Raw genomic sequence first — 22,081 nt, 5'->3', positions numbered from 1 at the left:
ATCAGCCGCGGTAGCCATGGCTCACAATGTGCCGGTCATCACGCCAAAGTGTCGAGAAAGTGCATGTAGGCCGTTGCCATTACGTTAATTTTTGGCTCTAATGCTTGCGCGCATCCACCAGGTTTCTGGTCCGGGGCGTTCAGGGGCAAGGGGGAAAACGTGGGGCTCTTTACACCCAAGAAGCCGCCGCTGATTGGGGTCGACATCAGTTCGACCGCAGTCAAGCTGCTGCAGCTCAGCCAGGCCGGTGGCCGCTATCGCGTGGAACACTACGCGGTCGAGCCGCTGCCCCCCAATGCGGTCGTCGAAAAGAACATCGTCGAGGTCGAGGCGGTGGGCGAGGCGATCCGCCGCGCGCTGGCGCGTTCGGGATCCAAGCTCAAGCACGCGGCGGCGGCGGTGGCCGGCTCGGCCGTCATCACCCGCATCGTGCCCATGTCCGGCGATCTTTCCGACGACGACCTCGAGGGCCAGATCCAGGTCGAGGCGAACCAATACATCCCGTACCCGATCGACGAGGTCAGCCTCGACTTCGAGGTGCTGGGGCCGGTGCGCGACAACCCCGACATGAACAACGTGCTGCTGGCGGCCTCGCGCACCGAGAACGTCGACATGCGCGTGGCGGCGCTCGACCTGGGCGGCCTCGGCGCCCGCGTCGTGGACGTGGAGGCGTTCGCGATGGAGAACGCGTTCGCCATGCTGGTCGACCAGCTCAACGTCGGCCGCGACGCGCTCGTCGCCGTGGTCGACATCGGCGCGACCATGACCACGCTGTCGGTGCTGCGCAACCAGCGCACCATCTATTCGCGCGAGCAGGTGTTCGGCGGCAAGCAGCTCACCGACGAGATCATGCGCCGCTACGGCCTGTCCTACGAGGAGGCCGGCCGCGCCAAGCGCAAGGGCGGCCTGCCCGAATCCTACGAGACCGAGGCGCTGGAGCCGTTCAAGGAATCGCTGATCCAGCAGATCAGCCGCCTGCTGCAGTTCTTCTTCGCCGGCAGCGAGTACAGCAAGGTCGACCAGGTGGTGCTGGCCGGCGGCTGCGCCTCCATCGAGGGCCTGGGCCCGATGCTGGAGGAACAGTTGGGCGTGCCCTGCGTGGTGGCCAATCCGCTGGCGCGCATGTCGCTGTCGCCGCGGGTGCAGGCGCAGGCGCTCGCCCAGGACGCGCCGGCGCTGATGATCGCGGTCGGACTCGCGCTGAGGAGCTTCGACTGATGGCCCACATCAACCTACTTCCGTGGCGCGCCGAGCGCCGCAAGCAGCGCGAGCGCGAGTTCTTCCTGCAACTGGGTGCGGCCTTCGTGGCGGCGGTCCTGGTGCTGATGCTGTGGGTGTTCTGGATGAACCTGCGCATCGACAACCAGAACGAACGCAACGCCTACCTGCAGACCGAGATCAAGCAGGTGGACGAGCGCATCGCCAAGATCAAGGACCTGGAGAAGGTGCGCCAGCGCCTGCTGGCGCGCAAGGAGATCATCGAGCAGCTGCAGGCCAACCGCTCGCAGATGGTGCACCTGTTCGACGAACTGGTTAAGACGATCCCGTCGAGCGCGCGCCTGGCCGGCCTCAAGCAGAGCGGCGACTCGATGTCGCTCGACGGCGTGGCCCAGTCCAACGCGAGCGTCGCCGAGTACATGCGCAACATCGAGGCTTCGCCGTGGATGGGGCACGCCGACCTGCGCAAGACCGAGAACACCCATGGCGACACGCGCATGCCCTATACGTTCGGGCTGGACGTGGCGCTGAGCCGCCCGAAGCAGGATGAAGCCGGACAGGGCGGCACGCCGGTCCTGCTCCCCGCGGCATCCGGCAGCGCGGCGGCCGCTTCTTCGTCTCCGGCGAACTCGTCTCCGGCCAACGCCGCCGCCGTGATCACCGACGTTCCGGCCAAGCCGGCGACGACGGCACCGCCGAAGAGCGCGCAGGCCCCGGCGGCCGGCAAGCCGGCGGGCAATGCAGCGTCGAAAGGAGCCAAGCCATGAAGTTCCTCGACGACCTGCGCAATCTCGACCGCAACAACATCGGCGGCTGGCCCCAGTCGATCAAGGTCTTCTTCACGGTCCTGCTGTTCGGGGTGATCGTGTTCTTCGGCTGGTACCTGTACGTCAGCAACCAGCAGGACGAGCTGGAATCGCTGGTGGGCAAGGAGGAGCAGCTCAAGCAGGAGTTCGCCACCAAGCAGGCGAAATCGGTCAACCTGGAGGCGCTGCAGCAGCAGCTCGACGAGATGCAGGACATGCTGCGCCAGTTGCTGCGCCAGTTGCCCAGCAAAACCGAGATGCCCGAGCTGCTCGTGGACATCTCGCAGACCGCGCTGTCGGCGGGTCTGCAGTCGGACCTGTTCCAGCCCGGGCCGGAAGTGCCCAAGGACTTCTACGCGGAAAAGCCGATCACCCTGCGCATGACCGGCACCTACCACCAGTTCGGTACCTTCATCAGCGGCGTCGCATCATTGCCGCGGGTGGTGATCCTGACCCTGCACGACGTCTCGCTGACGCCGAAGGATGCGGCGGCCGGCAAGGGGGGCGTATCCGGAGCCAGCGGCCAGCTGGTGCTGCAGGGCACGGTGAAGACCTACCGCTACCTGGAAGACGACGAGAGCGCCGAAGCGAAGGCGGCCAATGCCAAGTCCGGGGGGCGGAAATGAACAGATTCGTTCCCGTCACCTCGCGCGGCCTGATGCGCGCCTTCGTGGCCCTCGGCCTGGTACTGGTGCTTGGCGGCTGTACCCGCGGCATGTCCGACCTGCGCGACTGGGTCGCCCAGGAGAAGGCCAAGAAAGGTGCGCCGATCCAGCCGCTGCCGGTGATCAAGACGTTCGAGACCTTCCAGTACAACGACCAGGACCAGCGCGACCCGTTCAGCCCGAGCACTGCCGAGCTGCAGCCGAGCGGCGGCAACGCCGGCCCGCGGCCGGACGAGAACCGCGCCAAGCAGCCGCTGGAGATGTTCGCGCTGGACAGCCTGAAGATGGTCGGCACCGTCGGCGCCGGCGCCGGCATGGAAGTGCTGGTCAAGGATCCGGGCGGAGTGATCCACCGCGTCCACCGCAACGAATACATGGGGCAGAACTACGGTCGCGTCACCGCCATCGCGGATGACCACATCGACCTGGTCGAGCTGGTTTCCAATGGCAATGGTGGCTGGATGGAACGTGCAGCCAGCATCGCGCTCGGCGAGAAATAGGCATACAGGGGCTGATGCAATGAGCAACCAAATCAAACCTATTCGAGGCCGTGCCATGCGCCGAGCGAGCCGTTGCGTGCTGTTGGGCCTGTTGCTGGCCGGCGCCGCCTGGTCGGGCGCTGCCGCAGCGGCGGGCACCACCTTGAAGGACATCAGCTACGACACGCTGCCCGGCGGGCAGGTCGAGCTGCACCTGAACTTCGACAAGGGCCCGGTGCCGCAGCCGAAGATCTTCACCACCGGCAATCCGCCGCGCATCGCGGTCGACTTCGCCGATACCGACAACGCGGCGGCCCGCCACCTCGACATCGGCAAGGGCTCCACCGCCGGCGTCTCGGCCATCGCGGCCGGCGGCCGTACCCGCGTGGTGATCGAGCTGATGCGCGAGTCGTCCTACCGCTCGCGGGTCGACGGCAACAGCCTGGTGCTGACCGTCAGCAACGGCACCGACGCGCAGACCACCACGACGGCCGCGACGATCGACCCGACCAAGGCCCTGCCGTCGTCGATGAACGGCCCGGCGGTGTCCAACATCGATTTCCGCCGCGGACCGAACGGCGAGGGCCGCGTGCTGATCGACTTCAGCGGCGCCGGCGCGCATGCCGAGATGAAGAACCAGGGCGACAAGCTCGTCGTGGACCTCGACCACGTGAACCTGCCGGCGAAGCTGGCGCAGAAGCTGGACGTGCTCGACTTCGCCACCCCGGTGCAGTCGATCTCGACCAAGGCGGGCGTGCGCGGCGGAGCGCGGATGGAAATCGCGGTCAAGGGCGCCGTGGACACCTCGGCCTACCAGACCGCCGAGCAGTACGTGATCGAGGTGGCGCCCAAGAAGAAGGATGCCAAGGCCGACGCCAAGCTGGCCAAGGGACAGGAGCCGGTCTACAACGGCAGCCGCGTCACCTTCAACTTCCAGGACATCCCGGTGCGTTCCGCGCTGCAGCTGCTGGCCGACATCTCCGGGCTCAACCTGGTGGCTTCGGATACCGTGGGCGGCAGCGTCACCCTGCGCCTGGTCAACGTGCCGTGGGACCAGGCACTGGACGTGGTGCTGCGCGCCAAGAGCCTGGACAAGCGCCGCAACGGCAACGTGATCTGGATCGCCCCGCAGAAGGAACTGGCCGACTACGAGCAGAACATCGCCGACGCCCGCCTGAAGGCCGAGGACAATGCCGAGCTGGTCACCGATTACGTGCCGATCAGCTACGGCAAGGCGTCTGACATCGCCAAGCTGCTGACCCAGGGCAGCCTGCAGGGCGGCGGCGGTGCGAGCGGCGGCGGCGCGGGCGGCAACAACAACCGCGGCTTCCTCTCGCCGCGCGGCAGCGTCTCGTTCGACGAGCGCACCAATACCCTGCTGATCAACGACAACCCGCAGAAGATCAAGGAGCTGCGCGACCTGATCGCAGTGCTCGACAAGCCGGTGCAGCAGGTGCTGATCGAGTCGCGCATCGTGGTGGCCACCGATGACTTCACCCGCGAACTGGGAGTGAAGTGGGGTGTGCAGGCTACGCACACCACCAAGGGCGGCAACGTGATCAGCACCAATCCGACCGCGGATGATGCGGGGAAACTGGCTACCGGCGTACACAACAATGCCGTGGCAGACGCACGGGCCATGGCCGAGTATCAGCGCGCCGTGGCGAATGCGCTTGCGAGCGGCCAGCCGGCCAGTTCGGTGCCGCTGCCGACCCGGTCGACCCTCACCTACCCGGGTGGTTTCAACGTGAACATGCCGACCACGTTGAAGGGAGGCAGCCTCGGCCTGGCGATTCTGGGTGCCAACTATCTCGTCGATCTCGAGTTGCAGGCGGCGCAGACCGAGGGCCGCGGCGAAGTGATCTCCAGCCCGCGCGTCATTACCGCGAACCAGCAGGAAGCGGTGATCCGCCAGGGCCAGCAGATCGGCTACGTGACCTATCAGAACAGCACCACCAGCGCGGCAGGCAGCGGCACGGCCACCGTGCAGTTCAAGGACGCCGTACTGGAACTCAAGGTCACGCCGACGATCACGGCCGACAACCGCGTCTACCTGCAGATCAACGTGAAGAAGGATGCGCTCGACGGCTACGTCGATGCCCCGGGCAGCGGCAAGATCCCGACCATCAACACCCGCGAGATCAATACCTCGGTGCTGGTGGACAACGGCCAGACCGTGGTGCTGGGCGGCATCTACGAGATCAACAAGAGCAATACCATCACGAAGGTGCCTGGCCTGGGCGACATCCCCGGCATCGGTGCCCTGTTCCGCTCGACCTCGCGCAACAACAACAAGGCCGAGCTGCTGATCTTCGTGACGCCGCGCATCCTCAGCGATACCTTGCAGTAAGCGGCATCGGTGGATACGGCAAAGAGCGGCTTCGGCCGCTCTTTGCGTCTGGCGGGACGCGATTCCATCCGGCATCAGCGGTACCCCGGCTAAACTTCCTGGCCGTGGCGTGGTCTGATGCCACGATTTCCATGGGAACCGCTGATGGACATGCCCGAACACGAAGCCCAGGACCGCCTGCAGCCGGCCTTCGCGCAACTGCGCGAGGAACTGCGGCGCGAGATCATCGGCCAGCCGCACCTGATCGATTGCCTGCTGATCGCCCTGCTGGCCGACGGCCACTTGCTGGTGGAGGGCGCGCCGGGGCTGGCCAAGACCACCGCGGTCAAGGCGCTGGCGGCGCGCATCGAAGCGGATTTCCATCGCGTGCAGTTCACTCCGGACCTGCTGCCGGCGGACCTCACCGGCACCGACGTGTTCCGGCCGCAGTCGGGCAGCTTCGAGTTCGAGCGCGGGCCGCTGTTCCACAACATCGTGCTGGCGGACGAGATCAACCGCGCGCCGGCCAAGGTGCAGTCGGCCCTGCTCGAGGCGATGGCCGAGCGGCAGATCACCGTGGGCCGCAGCACCTGGCGCCTGCCGGACCTGTTCCTGGTGATGGCCACGCAGAATCCGATCGAGCAGGAGGGCACCTTCACCCTGCCGGAGGCGCAGCTCGACCGCTTCGTGATGCACGTGACCATCGGCTATCCCGACGCGGCCGCGGAGCTGGCGATCCTCCAGCTCGCCCGCGAGCAGGCGCGCCGCGTACTGCATCCGGCGCCGCCGGTGCGTGCGCTGCTGTCGCCGGCCGACGTGTTCGCCGCGCGCGACGCGGCGTTGGCCGTGCACGTGGCGCCGGCCCTGGAGGAGTATCTCGCCCAACTGGTGCTCGCCACGCGCGATGCCGGCCGTTACGGCTCGGAGCTGAAACGCTGGATCGCCTGGGGCGGCAGCCCGCGCGCCACCATCGCGCTGGATCGCTGCGCCCGCGCGCACGCCTGGCTGGCCGGCCGCGACTACGCGCTGCCGGAAGACGTCCACGCGATCGCCCACGAAGTGCTGCGCCATCGCGTGCTGCTGAGCTACGAGGCGGAGGCCGAAGGCGTGCGCAGCGATCAGGTGATCGATCGCCTGCTGGATCTCGTGCCGCTGCCGTGAGCGTCGTTGCAACGAGCGACCGGCAGGTGGAACCGCGCGCCGGCGACGGCCGCGTCCGTGTCGCGCTGGCCGAACTGCTCGCGCAGCGCGCGCGCATCGGCAAGGTGCGGCCGCCGCAGTTGGAAAGCCGGGCGGCGCGTTCGGGCCAGCAATCCAGCCGCCTGTACGGCCGGGGCATGGACTACGCGGAATCGCGGGTCTACCAGGCCGGCGACGACGTGCGCCGGCTCGACTGGCGGCTGACCGCGCGCAGCGGCAAGCTGCATACCAAGCTGTTCCAGGAAGAACGCGAAGGGCGCTTGCTGATCGTGATGGACACGCACGAAAGCATGCGCTTCGGCACGCGCGTGCGCTTCAAGTCGGTGCAGGCCGCGCGCGCCGGCGCGCTGGCCGCATGGCATGCGGTGCGCGCCGGCGAGCGGGTCGGCGCGCTGGCGTTCGGTGCCAGCCGGCAGTTGCTGCGGCCGCAATCGGGCATGCGCGGCGCGCTGGCGGTGTGCGGCGGCCTGGCCGCCTGGGATGCCGCGGAAAGCCTTGCCGAGGAGCCGCTCTCGGAAGCCCTGGCGCGTGCCGACCGGCTGATGCACGGCGCCAGCCGGGTTCTGCTGGTCAGCGACGGACAGAGCTGCGACGAGGCTTCGCGCCGGCACCTGCGCGCGCTGTCGTGGCATTGCCGCGTCGGCGTGCTGGTGGTGGCCGATGCGATCGAGACGAGCCTGCCGCCGCCGGGGCGCTATCCGCTGGAATACGGCGGCGAACGTTGCGAGGTGGTGTTGCAGGGCGAGCGCCAGCGCCGCTCGTTCCAGCAGGCGCTGGGCGAGGGGCGGCAGCGGCTGGCGGACATGGCGCAGTCGCTGGGCCTGCGTTGGCGCTGCATCGATACCGCGGCCGACCCGCTCGAAGCGGTGACCGGCCTGCTCGAGGCGAGAACGCCGCGATGAAGCCGGGGTTGCTGCCGACGCCGCAGGGCCCGGAGCTGCGGGACATCCACCTGCCGCACGATCCGTCGTGGTGGCCGCCGGCGCCGGGCTGGTGGGTGCTGGCCTTCCTGCTGCTGGCGAGCGCGGTTGGCATGATCTGGTGGTGGCGCAGGCGGCGGCGCGTGCGCCGCGCCCATGCACGCGTCCTCGGTGAGATCGATGCGTTGCTGGCCGCGTATGCGGTCGATGGCGACGGTGCCGCGCTTGCCGCCGGCATGCACCAGTTGCTGCGCCGCGTGGCGCGGTGCTACGCGCCGGGCGCGGAGCTGGCGCGCGGCGAAGCCTGGCGGCAGGTGCTGGCGCAGGTGCCGGTGGATGCCGGCACGCTGGCGCCGCTGCTGGCGCTGGAGCAGGCGATCTACCGGCCGCAGCCGTTCGATGCCGCCGCCGCGCATATCGCCATGCGCCGCTGGCTGGCGCGCGCCCTGCGCATGAAGCAGGCAAGGCGGGGGAGAGAGGCGCATGCCTGAGTTCGCCTGGCCATGGCTGTTCCTGCTGGCGCCGCTGCCATGGCTGCTGCGGCGCTGGCTGTCGCCGGCGCCGCCGGGGCAGGCCTTGCACCTGCCGCATGCGGGATTGCATCTCTCGGGCGTCGCGGATACGCCCGCGCGCGGGCGCGCACTCGCGCTGGCGCTGGCCTGGCTGTGCCTGCTCGGTGCGGCGGCGCGGCCGCAATGGGTGGGGCCGCCGCAGTCGCAGCAGCGCAGCGGTCGCGCGCTGATGCTGGCGGTCGACCTGTCCGGCAGCATGCGGCTGGACGACATGCAACTGGCCGGCCAGCCGGTCAGCCGGTTCGGCGCGGTGGAAGCGATCGCCAGCGACTTCATCGCGCGCCGCAGCGGCGACGAACTGGGCCTGATCCTGTTCGGCAGCCGCGCCTTCCTGGTCACGCCGCTGACCTACGATCTCAACGCGGTGCGCGCGCAGTTGCAGGGCGCGGCCGTGGGCCTGGCCGGCACCGAGACGGCGATCGGCGACGCCATCGCGGTGGCGGTGAAGCGGCTGTCCGGCCAGCCCGAGCAGGCGCGCGTGCTGGTTCTGCTGACCGACGGCGTCAACAACGCAGGCAGCATCGTGCCCTTGCAGGCGGCCGCGGCGGCGAAGGCCGCCGGTGTGCGCATCTACACCATCGGCGTCGGCGCCACCCGGATGCGCGTGCCGGATTTCTTCGGCAGCCGGCTGGTGAATCCGTCGGCCGACCTGGATGTGGACATGCTCACGTCCATCGCGAAACAGACCGGCGGCCGTTTCTTCCGCGCCACCGACACCCATGAGCTGGCCGAGGCCTACCGCGCGATCGACGCGCTGGAGCCCATGCCCCAGCACGGACCGCAACTGCGGCCGCGCCACGAGCTGTTCCGCTGGCCGCTGCTGGCGGGCGTGCTGTTGCTGCTGTTCGCCGTGGCGCCGCAGGGGCGGCAGCCGGCCGGGGTGCGCGAATGAGCGCCTGGCAGCAGTTCCATTTCCTGCGTCCGTGGTGGCTGCTGGCGCTGGCCGGCCTGCCGTTGCTGATGTGGTGGCTGTCGCGCGGCCGCTCGGCCCGGCAGGAACTGGCGCGGCTGGTCGATGCCGAGCTGTTGCCGCATCTGCTGCGTGGCCGGCCACGCGCGCGCGGCTGGCACGCGGCGTGGCTCGGCGCGTCCGGCCTGCTGTGCGTGCTGGCGCTGGCCGGGCCGGCCTGGGATCGGGTGGCGCAGCCGCTGTACGCCAACCGCGCCGCGCAGGTCGTGGCGATTTCGCTGTCGCCGCGCATGCTGTCGCGCGACGTCGCACCGAGCCGGCTCGACCGTGCCCGCTACAAGACGCGCGACCTGTTCGCCGCCAACCACGACGGCCTGAACGGCTTGATCGGCTACGCGGGAGAGGCTTTCGTGGTGGCGCCGCTGACCAACGACGCGAACAGCCTGAACGACCTGCTCGAGGCGCTGGCGCCGGACACCATGCCGGTGGAAGGCGACGACGCGGCTGCGGCGATCGAGCGCGGCGCGGCCCTGATCCACGATGCCAAGGTCGGCAGCGGCACGCTGGTGCTGGTCACCGACCGTGCCGATGCGGCGGCCGAGGCCGCGGCGCGCAAGGCGCGGGCCGATGGCGTCACGGTATCGGTACTGGGCGTCGGCACGCCGCAGGGCGGGCCGGTGCCGCTGGAGGAAGGCGGTTTCATGCACGATGCGCGGGGGGGCATGGTGCTCGCCCAGCGCGACGACAAGGGGCTGGCGGCGCTGGCCGCGGCCGGCGGCGGACGCTACGTGGCGATGCGCGACGACCGTGGCGACGTCGAGGCCCTGCACGCCAGCCTGGGCGCCGGTACGGACGTCGCCGCGAGCGGCCAGCGCGGCGAGCAGTGGCAGGACCGCGGCCCCTGGCTGCTGCTGCTCCTGCTGCCGCTTGCCGCCCTGGCGAGCCGGCGCGGTGTGTTGCTGCTGCTGCCCCTGCTGTTGCTGCCGCTGTTGCCGGGAACGGCCCAGGCCACGAGCTGGAGCGACCTGTGGCAACGGCGCGACCAGCAGGCCGCGCAGGCGCTGCATGCCGGTGACGCGAAGCGCGCGCAGCAGCTGGCGCGCGACCCGGCATGGCGCGGCGCGGCGGCCTACCGCGCCGGCGACTATGCGGCGGCCGCGCAGGCGTTGCGGTCGCTGCCCGACGCGCAGTCGCAGTACAACCTCGGCAACGCGCTGGCCAAGGCCGGCGAATACCAGCCGGCGCTGGATGCCTACGACCGCGCGCTGGAACTTGATCCTGGCAATGCCGACGCGAAGGCCAACCGCAAGGCGGTGGAGGACTGGCTGCGCCGGCAATCGCAGCAACAGCCTTCGTCCAACGGGTCGAAGCCGCCGCCGTCGCAGGGCGACGGCAAGCAGCAGTCGCCGAAGAAGCCCGGCGAACAGGACCAGGACGCGAAGGACAAGCAGGACAGCCAGGGCAACAAGCGCGGCGAGCAGGACCAGGGCCGGCCCGACAGCAGCGGCCAGCAGAGCGGGCAGCCGCAGGACGCGCGCGAGCAGTCGCCGGGGGCGGCCAGCGATCCGTCGAAGGAAACCACATCCGGGCCCCCCTCCGCACAGGAGCAGGCCGAGCAGCGCAAGCGCGCCGAGCAGGCGCAGCAGGCCCTGCAGCAGCAGATGAACCAGGCGCTCGGCGGCAAGGGCAAGCCGCCGGCCGGCCACGAGCTGGGCGCATTGAGCCAGGACGATCCGCAGTCGAAGCTGCCGCCCGAGTTGCGCCAGGCGCTGCAGCGCGTACCGGACGATCCCGGCGCGCTGCTGCGGCGCAAGTTCGAGCTTGAATACCGGCAGCGCCACGGCGGCGCGCAGGCGGAGGATGGACAACCATGACGGCCCGACGCTTCCTGCTGTGCTGGCTGCTCGCCTGGCTGCTGCTGCCGGCGCTGGCGCAGGCCGCCGAGGTGCAGGCCACGCTCGACCGCAACCAGGTCCAGCTCGGCGAAACGGTCACCCTCAACCTGCGCGTGCAGGGCGGCGGCAGCGTCGATGCGCCGGACCTCGCCGCGCTGGCGCAGGACTTCGACGTGCTGGGCACGTCCAGCAACACCAGCGTGAGCATCGTCAACGGCGCGCGCAGCGCCGAGCTGACCTACGGCATCGCCTTGCGGCCGAAGCACGTCGGCCAGTTGCGGGTTCCCCCGCTGGCATTCGCCGGCGGCCGCACCTCGCCATTGCAGTTGCAGGTCGTGGCGCCCGATCCGCAGGCGAACGCTGACGGTAGCCGGGACGTGTTCGTCGAGGCTTCCGCGCAGCCGGGCAAGGTCTACGTCGGCCAGCAATTGCTGTTCACGGTGCGGCTGTACTTCACCGCCAACCTCACCAACGGCGCGCTGGACGATCCGCAACTGGCCGGCGTGGACGTGCGCAAGATCGGCAGCGACCTCAATTACGACGCCGAGCGCGGCGGCCGGCGCTACCACGTGGTCGAGCGGCGCTACGCGATGATCCCGCAGCGCGCCGGACGCATCGACATTCCCCCGGTGGCGTTCCAGGGCGAGCTGGCGGATCCGAACGATCCGGACAGCTTCTTCGGCATGGGCACGGCCACCACTGCCGCCTCGCCGCCGACCACGGTCGAGGTGCAGCCGGCGCCGGCCGGCTGGGGTGGTGCGGCCTGGCTTCCGGCGCGCCAGTTGCAGCTCACGCTGGACGGCCTGCCGGCCGACGGCAAGCTGCGGGTGGGGCAGTCGCTCACGCTGACCATGACGCTGCAGGCGACCGGCCTGCCGTACGAGGCGCTGCCGGCATTGAGCCTGCCGTCTCTGGACGGCGCCACGGTGTATCCGGACAAGCCGGTGACCGGCACGCGCGGCGACGGCCAGTGGATCGTCGGCAGGCGCCAACAGGACTTCGCGGTGGTGCCGGATCGCGCCGGCACGCTAACGATCCCGGAGACCACGCTGAAGTGGTGGAACGTACTGACCGGCAAGGCCGAGGTGGCACGCATCCCGGCGCAACACCTCACCGTGCTGGCCGCCGACGGCAGCCGCGCGCCCGCACCCGCGCCTGCGGCAACGACCGGTGGGGCTGCGCCGGCGGCTTCCCTGGCACCCGCGCCGGCGGCCAGCCATCGCTGGCCGTGGGGCTGGCTGGCCGCTGGCGCATTGGCGGTATTGCTGTGCATCGGCCTGCTGGGTATCGGTGTGGGCTGGTGGATGGGGCGGCGCGCCGCCGGGCGCCGGCCCGGTGCTGCCGCTCCCATGGATGCGGCGCCGAGACCGGCATCGGCGCGGCAGTTGCGCGCGGCGTTCATGGCGGCCGCGCGCGGCGACGATCCCGCGGCGCAGGCGCGCAGCCTGCTGGCGTGGGCGCGGACCGAGCGCCCCGGCCTGCCGCACCTCGGCGCGCTGGCCGCCGCGCTGGCGGCGGAGCCGCAGCGCGCGGCGATCGCCGCCTTGCAGCGCCGCCAGTATGCCGATGCGGCGGCCGGCGCTTCGCCGGGACTGGCCGAGGCATTCGCCGGCGGCTTCGCATGGCGCGAGGCATCGGGTGGGGGTGACGACGCGCCCCTGCCGCCGCTCTATCCGTTCAAGCTGCGTTGAGGGCGGCCCGCCAGATGGACGCCATCGCTTCGTCGTGACAGCAAAGCCGTACCCCGATCGCTTCCGTGCCGGCCAGCGCGGCGTCGATCGCCGCGATCGCCACCGGCGCGGCGCGTTCCGGCGGGTAGCCGTAGACGCCGCAACTGATCGCCGGGAAGGCGATGGTGCGCAGGCCATGCGTCTGCAGCAGTTCCAGCGAGTGCCGGTAGCAATCCGCGAGCAGGCCGGCCTCGCCGTGCCCGCCGCCTTGCCAGACCGGGCCGACGGTGTGGATCACGTAGCGCGCGGGCAGCTCGAAGCCCGGCGTGATGCGCGCCTCGCCGGTGGGGCAGCGCACGCCGGGCGCGGTTTCCGGCAGCGCGCGGCAGGCGGCGAGCAGTTGCGGGCCGGCGGCGCGGTGGATCGCGCCGTCCACGCCGCCGCCGCCGAGCAGGCTGCGGTTGGCGGCGTTCACGATGGCGTCGACCCGCAGGCGGGTGATGTCGGCAATCACGAGGGAGATCGTCATGGGCGTGGCCTGCGCCGGGACGGCGCCGTATGCTGCGCGAGGTGAGGACGTGGAGGGCGAGACAACTATGACCAGACCGGAGGACATTCCGTTCGGCTACCTGCTCAGCGACGTGACGTTGCTGTTCCGCAAGCATTTCGATCGCCGCGCGGTGCGCTTCGGCCTGACCCGCGCGCAGTGGCGCGCGATCAAGATGCTGCACCATCGCGAGGACCTGCGCCAGAACGAGCTGGCCGAGTTCCTGGAAATGGAACCGATCGCGGTGGGGCGGGTGATCGACCGCCTGCAGGCCGCCGGCTTCGTCGAGCGCCGGCCGGACCCGAAGGATCGCCGCGCCTGGCGCCTGCACCTGACCGCGCAGGCGCGCGCGGTGGTGGACGACATGCAGGAGATCGGGCGCGGCCTGCGCCGCGACGCCACGGTCGGGATCGAGGCCGCCGAACTGGAGCAGGCGCTGGCGGTGATCAGCCGGATCAAGGACAACCTGCAGGCGCTGGAGCAGTCGGACGACGACGCGACGTAGGGTCCTTGTCCGGAATCCATTCGCCGGGCAGGGACCGCGACGCGATGTGCCTGCTCGTCATTCCTGCGAAAGCAGGAATCCAGCGTCGTTGGGTTTTCGAAGAAACCATCACTGGATTCCTGCTTTCGCAGGAATGACGATGCGTCGGTTGGACCGACCGATGGACCGTGACAGGTTCTTGGAGGCTTTGAACAAGTGCCAAGGCAGCGGCACGCGCCAGTGCCATTCGTCGCCTCCATCCGGTGCGGCGGCGCCGGCATAGTGGGAAGCTGCCGTGTCAGGTAAACCGGAGCCGGCCTGCCGCGTTTCCACTGGTTTGCCGCCGCGGCGCCGGCCCCACGTACGCCCGACGCGGCTTGCCCATGCGGAAGCGGGGCACGGCGCCATCACAGCGAAGCGAAGCATGTCCCCGAAGAAAATCGCCCTCGTTCTCGTCGCCCTGCTGCTGGTCGCGCTGGGCGTGCATTACTTCGCCCGGCCACCGTCGCGCGGCGCCCAGGGCGGCAAGCCGGCCGCCGCCCCGGTGCCGGTGCAGGCGGCCACCGCGGAGCAGGGCGACATCGACCTTTCGCTGAAGCTGGTGGGCAGCGCCGAGGCCTGGTCGACCGTGACCCTGCGCGCGCGCGTCACCGGGCAACTGGAAACCCTCGCCTTCGAGCCCGGCTCGCGCGTGCGCAAGGGCCAGTTGCTGGCGCAGATCGACCCGCGCCTGCTGAAGGCGCAACTGGACCAGGCGCGCGGCAGCGTGGCGCGCGACCGGGCGCAGTTGCAGAAGGCGCAGGCCGACCAGCGGCGCTATGCCGACATGCTCGCCAAGGGCTACGTCTCCAAGGCCGACTTCGACACCTACCAGGCCAACCTGGCAGTGGCCAAGGCCGCGCTGCAGAGCGACCTCGCCGCGCAGGAGCTGGCGCAGACCCAGCTCGACTACGCGCGCATCGTGGCGCCGTTCGACGGCGTCACCGGCGCGCCGCTGGCGTGGCCGGGCGCGCAGGTCAGCGCCGACAGCACCGACATCGTGGTGCTCAACCAGGTCGAGCCGATCCGCGTCGCCTTCAACATCCCCGAGCGGAACCTGGCCGCCGTGCGCGCCTCGCTGGGGCGCGGCGCGGTGGCGGTGCAGGCGACGATCCCCGGCGACGCGGGCAAGCCGCTGGCCGGCTCGCTGGAATTCGTCGACAACGCGGTGGACCACACCACCGGCACGATCGTGCTGAAGGCGCGCTTCGACAACCCCGACCAGCGCCTGACGCCGGGGCAGTTCGTGCAGGTGACGCTGCCGACCACGCGCATCGCGAAGGCGATCAGCATCCCGGTGCAGGCGCTGCAGAGTTCGTCCAGGGGCAGTTTCGTGTTCGTGCTCGGCGCGGACGGCACGGTGGGCCAGCGCTACGTGACGACCGGCCCGGGCACCGGCAACCGCATCATCGTCACGCAGGGGCTCAAGGCCGGCGAACGGGTGGTGACCGAAGGCCAGATGCTGCTGGTCGACGGCAGCCACGTCACCGTCAGGCAGGGCGGCTGATTGCATGGGCACGAACCGATGAACCTGCCCCAGCTCTGCATCCGCCGGCCGGTGATGACCACGCTGCTGATGACGGCGTTGCTGGTGTTCGGCATCGTCGCCTATCCGCGGCTGCCGGTGAACGAACTGCCCAACGTCGACTTCCCCACCATCAGCATCAGCGCCAGCCTGCCGGGCGCTTCGCCGGAGACGATGGCCTCGGCGGTCGCCACCCCGCTGGAGGGCAAGCTGTCGACCATCGCCGGGATCAGCTCGATGAGTTCGACCAGCGCGCTCGGTTCCACCTCGATCACGCTGACCTTCGAGCTGGACCGCAACATCGACGCGGCCGCGCAGGACGTGCAGTCGGCGATCTCCTCCGCGCTGCGCCAGTTGCCGAAGGAGATGACCACGCCGCCGACCTTCCGCAAGGTGAACCCGGCCGACGCGCCGATCCTGTACCTGGCGATGAGCTCGTCCACCCTGCCGCTGCCGCAGGTGGACGAGTACGCCGAGACCGAGCTGGCGCAGCAGTTGTCGATGGTCGACGGCGTGGCGCAGGTGAACGTGTACGGCTCGCAGAAGTACGCGGTGCGCATCAGCGTCGACCCGGACAGGCTCGCCGCCGCCGGCATCGGCATCGACCAGGTGCAGGACGCGATCGCCGACGCCAACGTGAACCAGGCGACCGGCTCGCTCTACGGCCACCGCCAGCAGTTGCCGATCCGCAGCGACGGCCAGTTGCTGCGCGCGCCGGCCTACAACGGCGTGGTGGTGGCCTGGCGCAACGGCGCGCCGGTGCACGTGGGCGACGTCGGCCATGCCGCCGACAGCGTGCAGGACGACCAGAAGGCAAGCTGGTACAACGGCGAGCGCGCCATCGTGCTGGCGATCCAGCGCCAGCCCGGCGCCAACACGGTGGAGACGGTGAACCGCATCAAGGCGGTGCTGCCGGGCTTCAGCGCCGGCCTGCCGCCGTCGGTGAAGCTGGAGACGCTGTACGACCGCTCGCAGTCGATCCGCGCCTCGGTGGACGACGTGCAGTTCACCCTGCTGCTGGCCGGCGTGCTGGTGGTGTTCGTGATCTACCTGTTCCTCGGCAACCTGTCCGCCACCCTGATCCCGGCGGTGGCGCTGCCGATCTCGGTGATCGGCACGTTCGGCGTGATGTACGCGCTCGGCTACAGCCTGGACAACCTCTCGCTGCTGGCGCTGACCCTGGCGGTCGGGTTCGTGGTGGACGACGCGATCGTGATGCTGGAGAACATCGTGCGCCACATGGAGGCGGGCATGCCGCCGTACGAGGCGGCGGTGAAGGGCTCCGGCGAGATCGGCTTCACCATCTTCTCGATGACGCTGTCCCTGGTCGCGGTGTTCATCCCGGTGATGTTCATGGGCGGCATCGTGGGCCGGCTGTTCCACGAGTTTGCGGTGACCATCAGCGTGGCGATCCTGATCTCTGGCGTGGTCGCGATCACGCTGACGCCGATGCTGTGTAGCCGCTTCGTGCGGGCGCACGACCACGAGAACAAGAACTGGCTGGTGGGCGGCTTCGACCGCGGTTTCGGCACGGTGCAGCGCGGCTACACCGCCAGCCTGCGCTGGTGCATGGCGCGGCCGCGGCTGGTGCTGGCCGGCTTCGCGGTGAGCCTGCTGGCGACCGCGCTGCTGTTCGTCGTCGCGCCGAAGGACTTCATCCCCGCCGGCGACACCGGCCAGTTGCGGGTGAACACCGAAGGCCCCGAGGACGTGTCGTTCGACGGCATGGTGGCGCGCCAGCAGCGGCTGGCGGAGATCGTCGCGAAGGATCCGAACATCGCCGGCTACATGTCCAGCGTCGGCGCCGGCGGCTCGCGCTCCACCATCAACAACGGCTCGATCCTGCTGCTGCTGAAGCCGGCCGACCAGCGCCGGCTCGCCCCGGACGGGATCATCCAGGAGCTGCGGAAGAAATTCGCCAAGGTCGAAGGTATCCGCACCTATATCCAGAATCCCCCGGCGATCCAGGTCGGCGGGCGGCAGAGCAAGGCGCAGTACCAGTACACCCTGCAATCGATCGACCTGCAGTCGCTGTACGACTGGTCCGGCAAGGTGACCCAGGCGTTCGCGCGGCTGCCCGGCTTCCAGGACGTGACCAACGACCTTGACCTCAACAGCCCCTCGATCATGGTGGACGTGGACCGCGACAAGCTGGCCCCGCTGGGCCTGACCATGGCGCAGGTGCAGAGCGCGCTCGGCGCCGCGTTCGGGCAGAACCAGATCTCCACCATCTACGGCTCGGCCACGCAGTACTGGGTGATCCTGCAGGTGGAGCGCTCGCTGCAGGACGATCCGGCGGTGCTGTCGCGGCTCTACGTCACCTCCAGCAGCGGCAAGGCGGTGCCGCTGGACACGGTGGCCAGCTTCGCGCGCAAGCCGCAGGTGCTCACGGTGAACCACCAGGGCCAGTTGCCGGCGGTGACGGTGTCGTTCAACCTCGCGCCGGGCGTATCGCTGAGCGACGCGGTGGCGAGCATGAACCAGGCGATGGACGGCATGGGCCTGCCGGCGACGATCAGCGGCAGCGTGCAGGGCACCGCACAGGCGTTCCAGGACTCGATGCAGGGCATGGGCCTGTTGCTGCTGCTGGCGGTGTTCGTGATCTACCTGGTGCTGGGCATCCTGTACGAGAGCTTCATCCATCCGCTGACGATCCTGTCCGGCCTGCCGGCGGCGGCGGTCGGCGCGCTGCTGACCCTGGTGCTGTTCCGCGCCTCGCTGGACCTGTTCGCCTTCGTCGGCATCGTGATGCTGATCGGCATCGTGAAGAAGAACGCGATCATGCTGATCGACTTCGCGCTGGAACGGCAGAACAACGAGGGCATGGCGCCGGCCGAGGCGATCTTCGACGCCTGCCGCGTGCGCTTCCGCCCGATCATGATGACCACCATGGCGGCGTTCGCCGGCACGCTGCCGATCGCGCTGGGCATCGGCGCGGGCGCGGAGACCCGGCGCCCGCTCGGCCTGGCCGTGGTTGGCGGCCTGGTGGTGTCGCAGGTGCTCACGCTGTACCTGACGCCGGTGATCTACCTGTGGATGGACCGCGTGCAGCGGCGTTTCGCGCGCGCACCCGGCGCACCGGCGGGCGCCGCCCCGCACTGAGCCGCCGGGGCCGGGATCGTCAGGCGGCCGTCGCGGCGCCCAGCCGCAGTTCGCGGATGGCGTCGCTGACCTCGGCGATGCCGCCGGCCTGGGAGTGCGCGGCACGCGCGATCTGGTCGACGCGCTCGTTCACCTGGGCCGTGGCGTCCACGATGGCACGCATCGCCGCGCCGGCCTGCCGGGCGCTGTCGCTACCCTCGGCCAGCGCGTCGATGGTGTTCTGGATCAGTTCGCGGATGTCGCGGGCCGATTGCGCGCTGCGCTGGGCCAGCGCGCGCACTTCCTGGGCGACCACGCCGAAGCCGCGCCCGTGCGCGCCGGCGTGCGCGGCCTCGACCGCGGCATTGAGCGCCAGGATGTTGGTCTGGAAGGTGATGTCGTCCATCACGCCGATGATCTCGGCCATGCTCTGCGCGCGCAGATTGATGTCGCCGATGGTGTCCACCAGCCGCTCGACCAGGATGCCGCCGGAGTTGGCGCTGCCGTTGGCCTCGCTGGCCAGCCGGTTGGCGGTCCGCGCCTCGCCGGCGATCGCCGGCACCGAGTCGGAGAGCGATCCCAGCGACCGCTGCAACACCTGCGCGGCGAGGGTCTGCCGGGTCACATCGGTGGCGTACTTCACGATCTTGAACGGTCGTCCGGCCGCATCGAAGATCGGGTTGTACGAGGCCTGGATCCACACGTCGCTGCCGTCCTTGCGCACGCGGCGATAGAGCGCCGCGTCGTATTCGCCGCGCCGCAGGCGCGCCCAGAACTGGCGGTATTGCTCGCTCTCGCGCTCGGCGGGGGCGACGAACAGCCGGTGGTGCCGGCCGACCACTTCCTCGCGGGCGTAGCCCAGCGTGGCGAGGAAATTCGGGTTGGCGTCGAGGATGATGCCGTCGAGGTCGAAGCTGATCACCGCCTGCGCCCGGTCGATCGCGGCCAGTTGCCCCTCCATGTCGGCGTTGCGCAGGCGCTGCGCGGTCACGTCGACGGCGTGCTTGATCACCTTGCGCGGGCGGCCGCGCCGGTCGAGGACCGGGCTGTAGCTGCCCTGGATCCATACCTCGCGCCCGTCCTTGCCGATCCGCCGGAACAGGGCGCTGTGGTGCTGCCCCTGGCCCAGCGCGCGCCAGAATTCGCGGTAGCCTTCGCTCTCGCTTTCCGCCGGATCGACGAAGAGGCGGTGATGCCGCCCGATCACTTCCGCGCGGTCGTAGCCGAACGCCCGCAGGAAGTTGTCGTTGGCGTCGAGGATGACGCCGTCGAGGCCGAACTCGACGATCGCCTGCGCTGCGTGCAAGGCGCGGATCTGTCCTTCCAGCTCGGTGCGCGAATGCCGGCGGAGGAGGAGGTTGGCAAGCAGGGTCCTTGGATGCTTCATGGCAGAGATTCCCTGGTGACGTGAAGGTCTTCCTGCGGGAGATGTCCATTGCCGCCACCGCTGCGTCGCGCCTCCCAGCGCCGGCAGCGGCGTACCGCGCCGCCGGCGCTTCGGGCCGATGGCGATACCAAGCGCTGTAGCGGCCCGGCGCGGGCGAACTTTAGGGCGCGCCGGGCGTGTGGCGCGGGCACGAAAAAGGGGCGGCCCGCAGGCCGCCCCGGATGGGCCGGGCGCTTGGCTCCCGGTCAGTCCTCGGCGCCGTCCTTGGCGAAGGCGCCCGGCGCGGAGCCGAAGTCGCCGTCGGCCTGCGCGGCCATGTACGAGAACGCCGCGTACACGGCCACGTTCTGCGCCAGCTCCTTCGGATCGATCTTGTCCAGCGTGTCATTGGCGGTATGGTGCCAGTCGAAGTAGCTGGTGCCGTCCTGGGTCAGGCTGAGCGCGGCCATGCCCTTGCCGTGCATCTGCGACAGGTCGGAGCCGCCGCCGCCCGGACGCTTCGCGTCGTAGGCCACGCCGACCGGCGCGAGCACCTTGGCGATCTGCCCGATGGCGCCGCGCGCCTGCGGCTTCACGCTGGCGGTCATGCGCCAGATCTTGCCGGCGCCGAAGTCCGATTCCGTGCCGAGCTGGAACTTGGCGACTTCGCCGGCGTGCCTGTCGGCATAGGCGCGGCCGCCCCACAGGCCCATCTCCTCGTTGGCGAAGGCGATCACGCGGATGGTGCGGTCGGGGCGCTGCGGCAGGTCGCCGATCAGCTTGGCCGCGGCCATGGCGATCGCCACGCCGGCGGCGTCGTCGATGGCGCCGGTGCCCGGGTCCCACGAATCCAGGTGGCCGCCGATGGCGACGACCTGGTCGGGATATTTCCTGCCGGTGACCTCTCCGATCACGTTGGCGCCGGTGTATTCGCCGGCGATGCCGCAATCCAGCTCCATCTTCACGCTGACCGGCTTGCCGTAGGCGAGCACGCGGTCGAGCTGGTCGGCGTCGGGATTGGCCAGCGCCGCGGCGGGAATCGCCTTGGCCTGGTCGCGGAAGCCGGTGACGCCGGTGTTGGGCGTGCGGCTGTGCGGATCGGTGCCGGCGGCGCGCAGCAGGTAGCCGACGGCGCCCTTGGCCTGCGCCACCACCGGGCCCTGCACGCGGATCGGCGAGCCGATGCCGTAGTCGTGGCCGTCCTTGTGCCGCTGCATGCGGAAGTCGACGTAGACGATCCTGCCCTTGATCGTGGCCGGGTCGGCGGCCTCCAGCGCGGCCAGGCTGCCGAACTTCACCACCTCGGCGGTGAGCCCGCCCTTCGGCGTGGCGGGCGAGTAGCCCAGCGCGGTCAGGGTCAGCGGCTGCGGGAACGGGGCGACGATCTGCGCATGCTCGCTGCGGCGCTCCCACAGCGGGAAGGTGACCGGCTCGGTGTAGACCTTGTCGAAGCCGAGCGCCTTGAACTTGGCCACCGCCCAGTCGCGCGCGCGCTGGTCTGCCGGACTGCCGGCCATGCGGGCGCCCACCTCGGTGGTCAGCGATTCGACGATCTTGTAGCCGGTGTCGTCGCGCAGGGCCTTGTCGCGCAGTTGTTCGGCCGTCTTTACGGCCGCGGCGGGGATCGTGGTGGAGTCCGCGGCACTGGCGATGCCGGTGGCCAGGAGCAGGCTGCCGGCCAGCAGGGAGAGGGGGAGACGGCGCATCGGGGGACTCCGCTGGGGAAACCCCGATTATGGCGCGGCCGTTACACGCCGCTTAGGCCAGAAGTCATGGGTGGGCGAGGAGTGAGAGGAGAGAAGTGAGAGGTGAGACCGGCTCTCTCTCGCTCCTCACTCCTCCTCACTCGCTACTGCTTTTTCAGTAGATCGCGGATCTCGGTCAGCAGCACCACGTCGGCCGGCGGTGCGGCGGGCGCGGCTTCCTGCTTGCGGCTGAGCTTGTTGACCGCCTTGACCATCAGGAAGATCGCGAACGCGATGATGAGGAACTGGATCAGGGTGTTGATGAAGGCGCCGTACTGGATCGCCACTTCGGCCACCTTGTGCGCCGGGTCGCTGTTGTCGGCCGGCTTGAGCACCCACTTCAGCTGCGCGAAATCGATGCCGCCGGTAAGCAGGCCGATCGGCGGCATGATGATCTGGTCCACCAGCGAGGTGACGATCTTGCCGAACGCGCCGCCGATCACCACGCCGACGGCCAGGTCGATAACGTTGCCGCGCATGGCGAATTCTTTGAATTCTTTGAGCATGCTCATGCCTTTCCCTCCCTAGTAGGTCTGCCGGATGGCAGGCGCCACTCTAGCGCAGCGCGCGAAGGCGCGACAGCGATGCGAGGCGCCGCGATCCGGGCGATGCGCACTCGGCGTTCCCGCC

General features: G+C 70.0%; 18 protein-coding genes. 14 read left to right on the top strand and 4 right to left on the bottom strand.

Features of this window, described 5'->3' with window-relative positions; genetic code table 11:
- Positions 1-159 precede the first annotated feature (159 nt).
- From ASG87_RS11750 to ASG87_RS11700, 11 genes are all read left to right on the top strand, one after another.
- Positions 160-1,218 carry a pilus assembly protein PilM gene (locus tag ASG87_RS11750; RefSeq protein WP_056005103.1) on the top strand — a complete coding sequence of 353 codons (1,059 nt, stop codon included), beginning with the start codon at positions 160-162 and terminating at the stop codon, positions 1,216-1,218.
- Positions 1,218-1,985: a PilN domain-containing protein gene (locus ASG87_RS11745; RefSeq protein WP_056005100.1), complete on the top strand. Its 768-nt coding sequence runs from the start codon at positions 1,218-1,220 to the stop codon at positions 1,983-1,985. Before ASG87_RS11750 ends, ASG87_RS11745 begins: the two co-directional genes overlap by 1 nt.
- The gene (gene pilO / locus ASG87_RS11740; protein WP_056005098.1) at positions 1,982-2,650 is read left to right on the top strand and encodes a type 4a pilus biogenesis protein PilO; all 669 of its coding nucleotides are present in this window, start codon (positions 1,982-1,984) and stop codon (positions 2,648-2,650) included. The genes ASG87_RS11745 and pilO overlap by 4 nt, the downstream gene beginning before the upstream one ends.
- A gap of 32 nt (positions 2,651-2,682) precedes the next feature.
- A complete protein-coding gene (locus ASG87_RS11735) occupies positions 2,683-3,189 on the top strand; it encodes a pilus assembly protein PilP (protein ID WP_235499635.1) in 507 nt (168 codons plus the stop codon).
- Positions 3,190-3,244: 55 nt separating this feature from the next.
- Positions 3,245-5,518 (top strand): type IV pilus secretin PilQ, encoded by a 2,274-nt coding sequence (locus tag ASG87_RS11730; RefSeq protein WP_056005094.1) that lies wholly within the window; start codon positions 3,245-3,247, stop codon positions 5,516-5,518.
- Positions 5,519-5,662: 144 nt separating this feature from the next.
- Positions 5,663-6,658 (top strand): MoxR family ATPase, encoded by a 996-nt coding sequence (locus ASG87_RS11725; RefSeq protein ID WP_056005092.1) that lies wholly within the window; start codon positions 5,663-5,665, stop codon positions 6,656-6,658.
- Entirely contained in the window at positions 6,655-7,599 is a 945-nt protein-coding gene (locus ASG87_RS11720) for a DUF58 domain-containing protein (protein WP_235499634.1), read from the top strand. The genes ASG87_RS11725 and ASG87_RS11720 overlap by 4 nt, the downstream gene beginning before the upstream one ends.
- A complete protein-coding gene (locus ASG87_RS11715; RefSeq protein ID WP_056005088.1) occupies positions 7,596-8,108 on the top strand; it encodes a DUF4381 domain-containing protein in 513 nt (170 codons plus the stop codon). Before ASG87_RS11720 ends, ASG87_RS11715 begins: the two co-directional genes overlap by 4 nt.
- Entirely contained in the window at positions 8,101-9,081 is a 981-nt protein-coding gene (locus ASG87_RS11710) for a VWA domain-containing protein (RefSeq protein ID WP_056005086.1), read from the top strand. The genes ASG87_RS11715 and ASG87_RS11710 overlap by 8 nt, the downstream gene beginning before the upstream one ends.
- Entirely contained in the window at positions 9,078-10,973 is a 1,896-nt protein-coding gene (locus ASG87_RS11705; protein ID WP_056005084.1) for a VWA domain-containing protein, read from the top strand. Before ASG87_RS11710 ends, ASG87_RS11705 begins: the two co-directional genes overlap by 4 nt.
- Positions 10,970-12,685: a BatD family protein gene (locus ASG87_RS11700; RefSeq protein WP_056005082.1), complete on the top strand. Its 1,716-nt coding sequence runs from the start codon at positions 10,970-10,972 to the stop codon at positions 12,683-12,685. The genes ASG87_RS11705 and ASG87_RS11700 overlap by 4 nt, the downstream gene beginning before the upstream one ends.
- Here the strand turns inward: ASG87_RS11700 and ASG87_RS11695 are convergent.
- Positions 12,672-13,193 (bottom strand): O-acetyl-ADP-ribose deacetylase, encoded by a 522-nt coding sequence (locus ASG87_RS11695; RefSeq protein ID WP_056005080.1) that lies wholly within the window; start codon positions 13,191-13,193, stop codon positions 12,672-12,674. The genes ASG87_RS11700 and ASG87_RS11695 overlap by 14 nt on opposite strands.
- A 67-nt stretch (positions 13,194-13,260) precedes the next feature.
- On the opposite strand from ASG87_RS11695, the gene ASG87_RS11690 reads away from it, so the two are divergent.
- The 3 genes from ASG87_RS11690 (at position 13,261) to ASG87_RS11680 (ending at position 18,361) form a co-directional block, all read left to right on the top strand.
- On the top strand, positions 13,261-13,716 hold the full coding sequence (locus tag ASG87_RS11690; protein WP_056005076.1) for a MarR family transcriptional regulator: 456 nt from the start codon (positions 13,261-13,263) through the stop codon (positions 13,714-13,716).
- A gap of 403 nt (positions 13,717-14,119) precedes the next feature.
- Positions 14,120-15,241, top strand: a complete 1,122-nt coding sequence (locus ASG87_RS11685) for an efflux RND transporter periplasmic adaptor subunit (protein WP_056005074.1) — start codon at positions 14,120-14,122, stop codon at positions 15,239-15,241.
- Between the two features lie 18 nt (positions 15,242-15,259).
- Complete coding sequence (locus ASG87_RS11680) at positions 15,260-18,361, top strand: efflux RND transporter permease subunit (RefSeq protein WP_056005073.1); 3,102 nt, start codon at positions 15,260-15,262, stop codon at positions 18,359-18,361.
- A gap of 19 nt (positions 18,362-18,380) precedes the next feature.
- Here ASG87_RS11680 and ASG87_RS11675 read toward each other — a convergent pair whose 3' ends face one another.
- From ASG87_RS11675 to mscL, 3 genes are all read right to left on the bottom strand, one after another.
- A complete protein-coding gene (locus ASG87_RS11675; RefSeq protein ID WP_056005071.1) occupies positions 18,381-19,727 on the bottom strand; it encodes a PAS domain-containing methyl-accepting chemotaxis protein in 1,347 nt (448 codons plus the stop codon).
- A gap of 245 nt (positions 19,728-19,972) precedes the next feature.
- Positions 19,973-21,412, bottom strand: a complete 1,440-nt coding sequence (locus ASG87_RS11670) for a M20/M25/M40 family metallo-hydrolase (RefSeq protein ID WP_056005068.1) — start codon at positions 21,410-21,412, stop codon at positions 19,973-19,975.
- Positions 21,413-21,555: 143 nt separating this feature from the next.
- The gene (gene mscL / locus ASG87_RS11665) at positions 21,556-21,963 is read right to left on the bottom strand and encodes a large-conductance mechanosensitive channel protein MscL (RefSeq protein WP_056005066.1); all 408 of its coding nucleotides are present in this window, start codon (positions 21,961-21,963) and stop codon (positions 21,556-21,558) included.
- Positions 21,964-22,081: the final 118 nt, after the last annotated feature.

The sequence above is a fragment of the Frateuria sp. Soil773 genome (assembly GCF_001428405.1).
Classification (GTDB): Bacteria; Pseudomonadota; Gammaproteobacteria; order Xanthomonadales; family Rhodanobacteraceae; genus LMSL01.
Note: the sequence above shows the minus strand (reverse complement) of the source record. Positions and strands in the feature narration are given on the sequence as shown.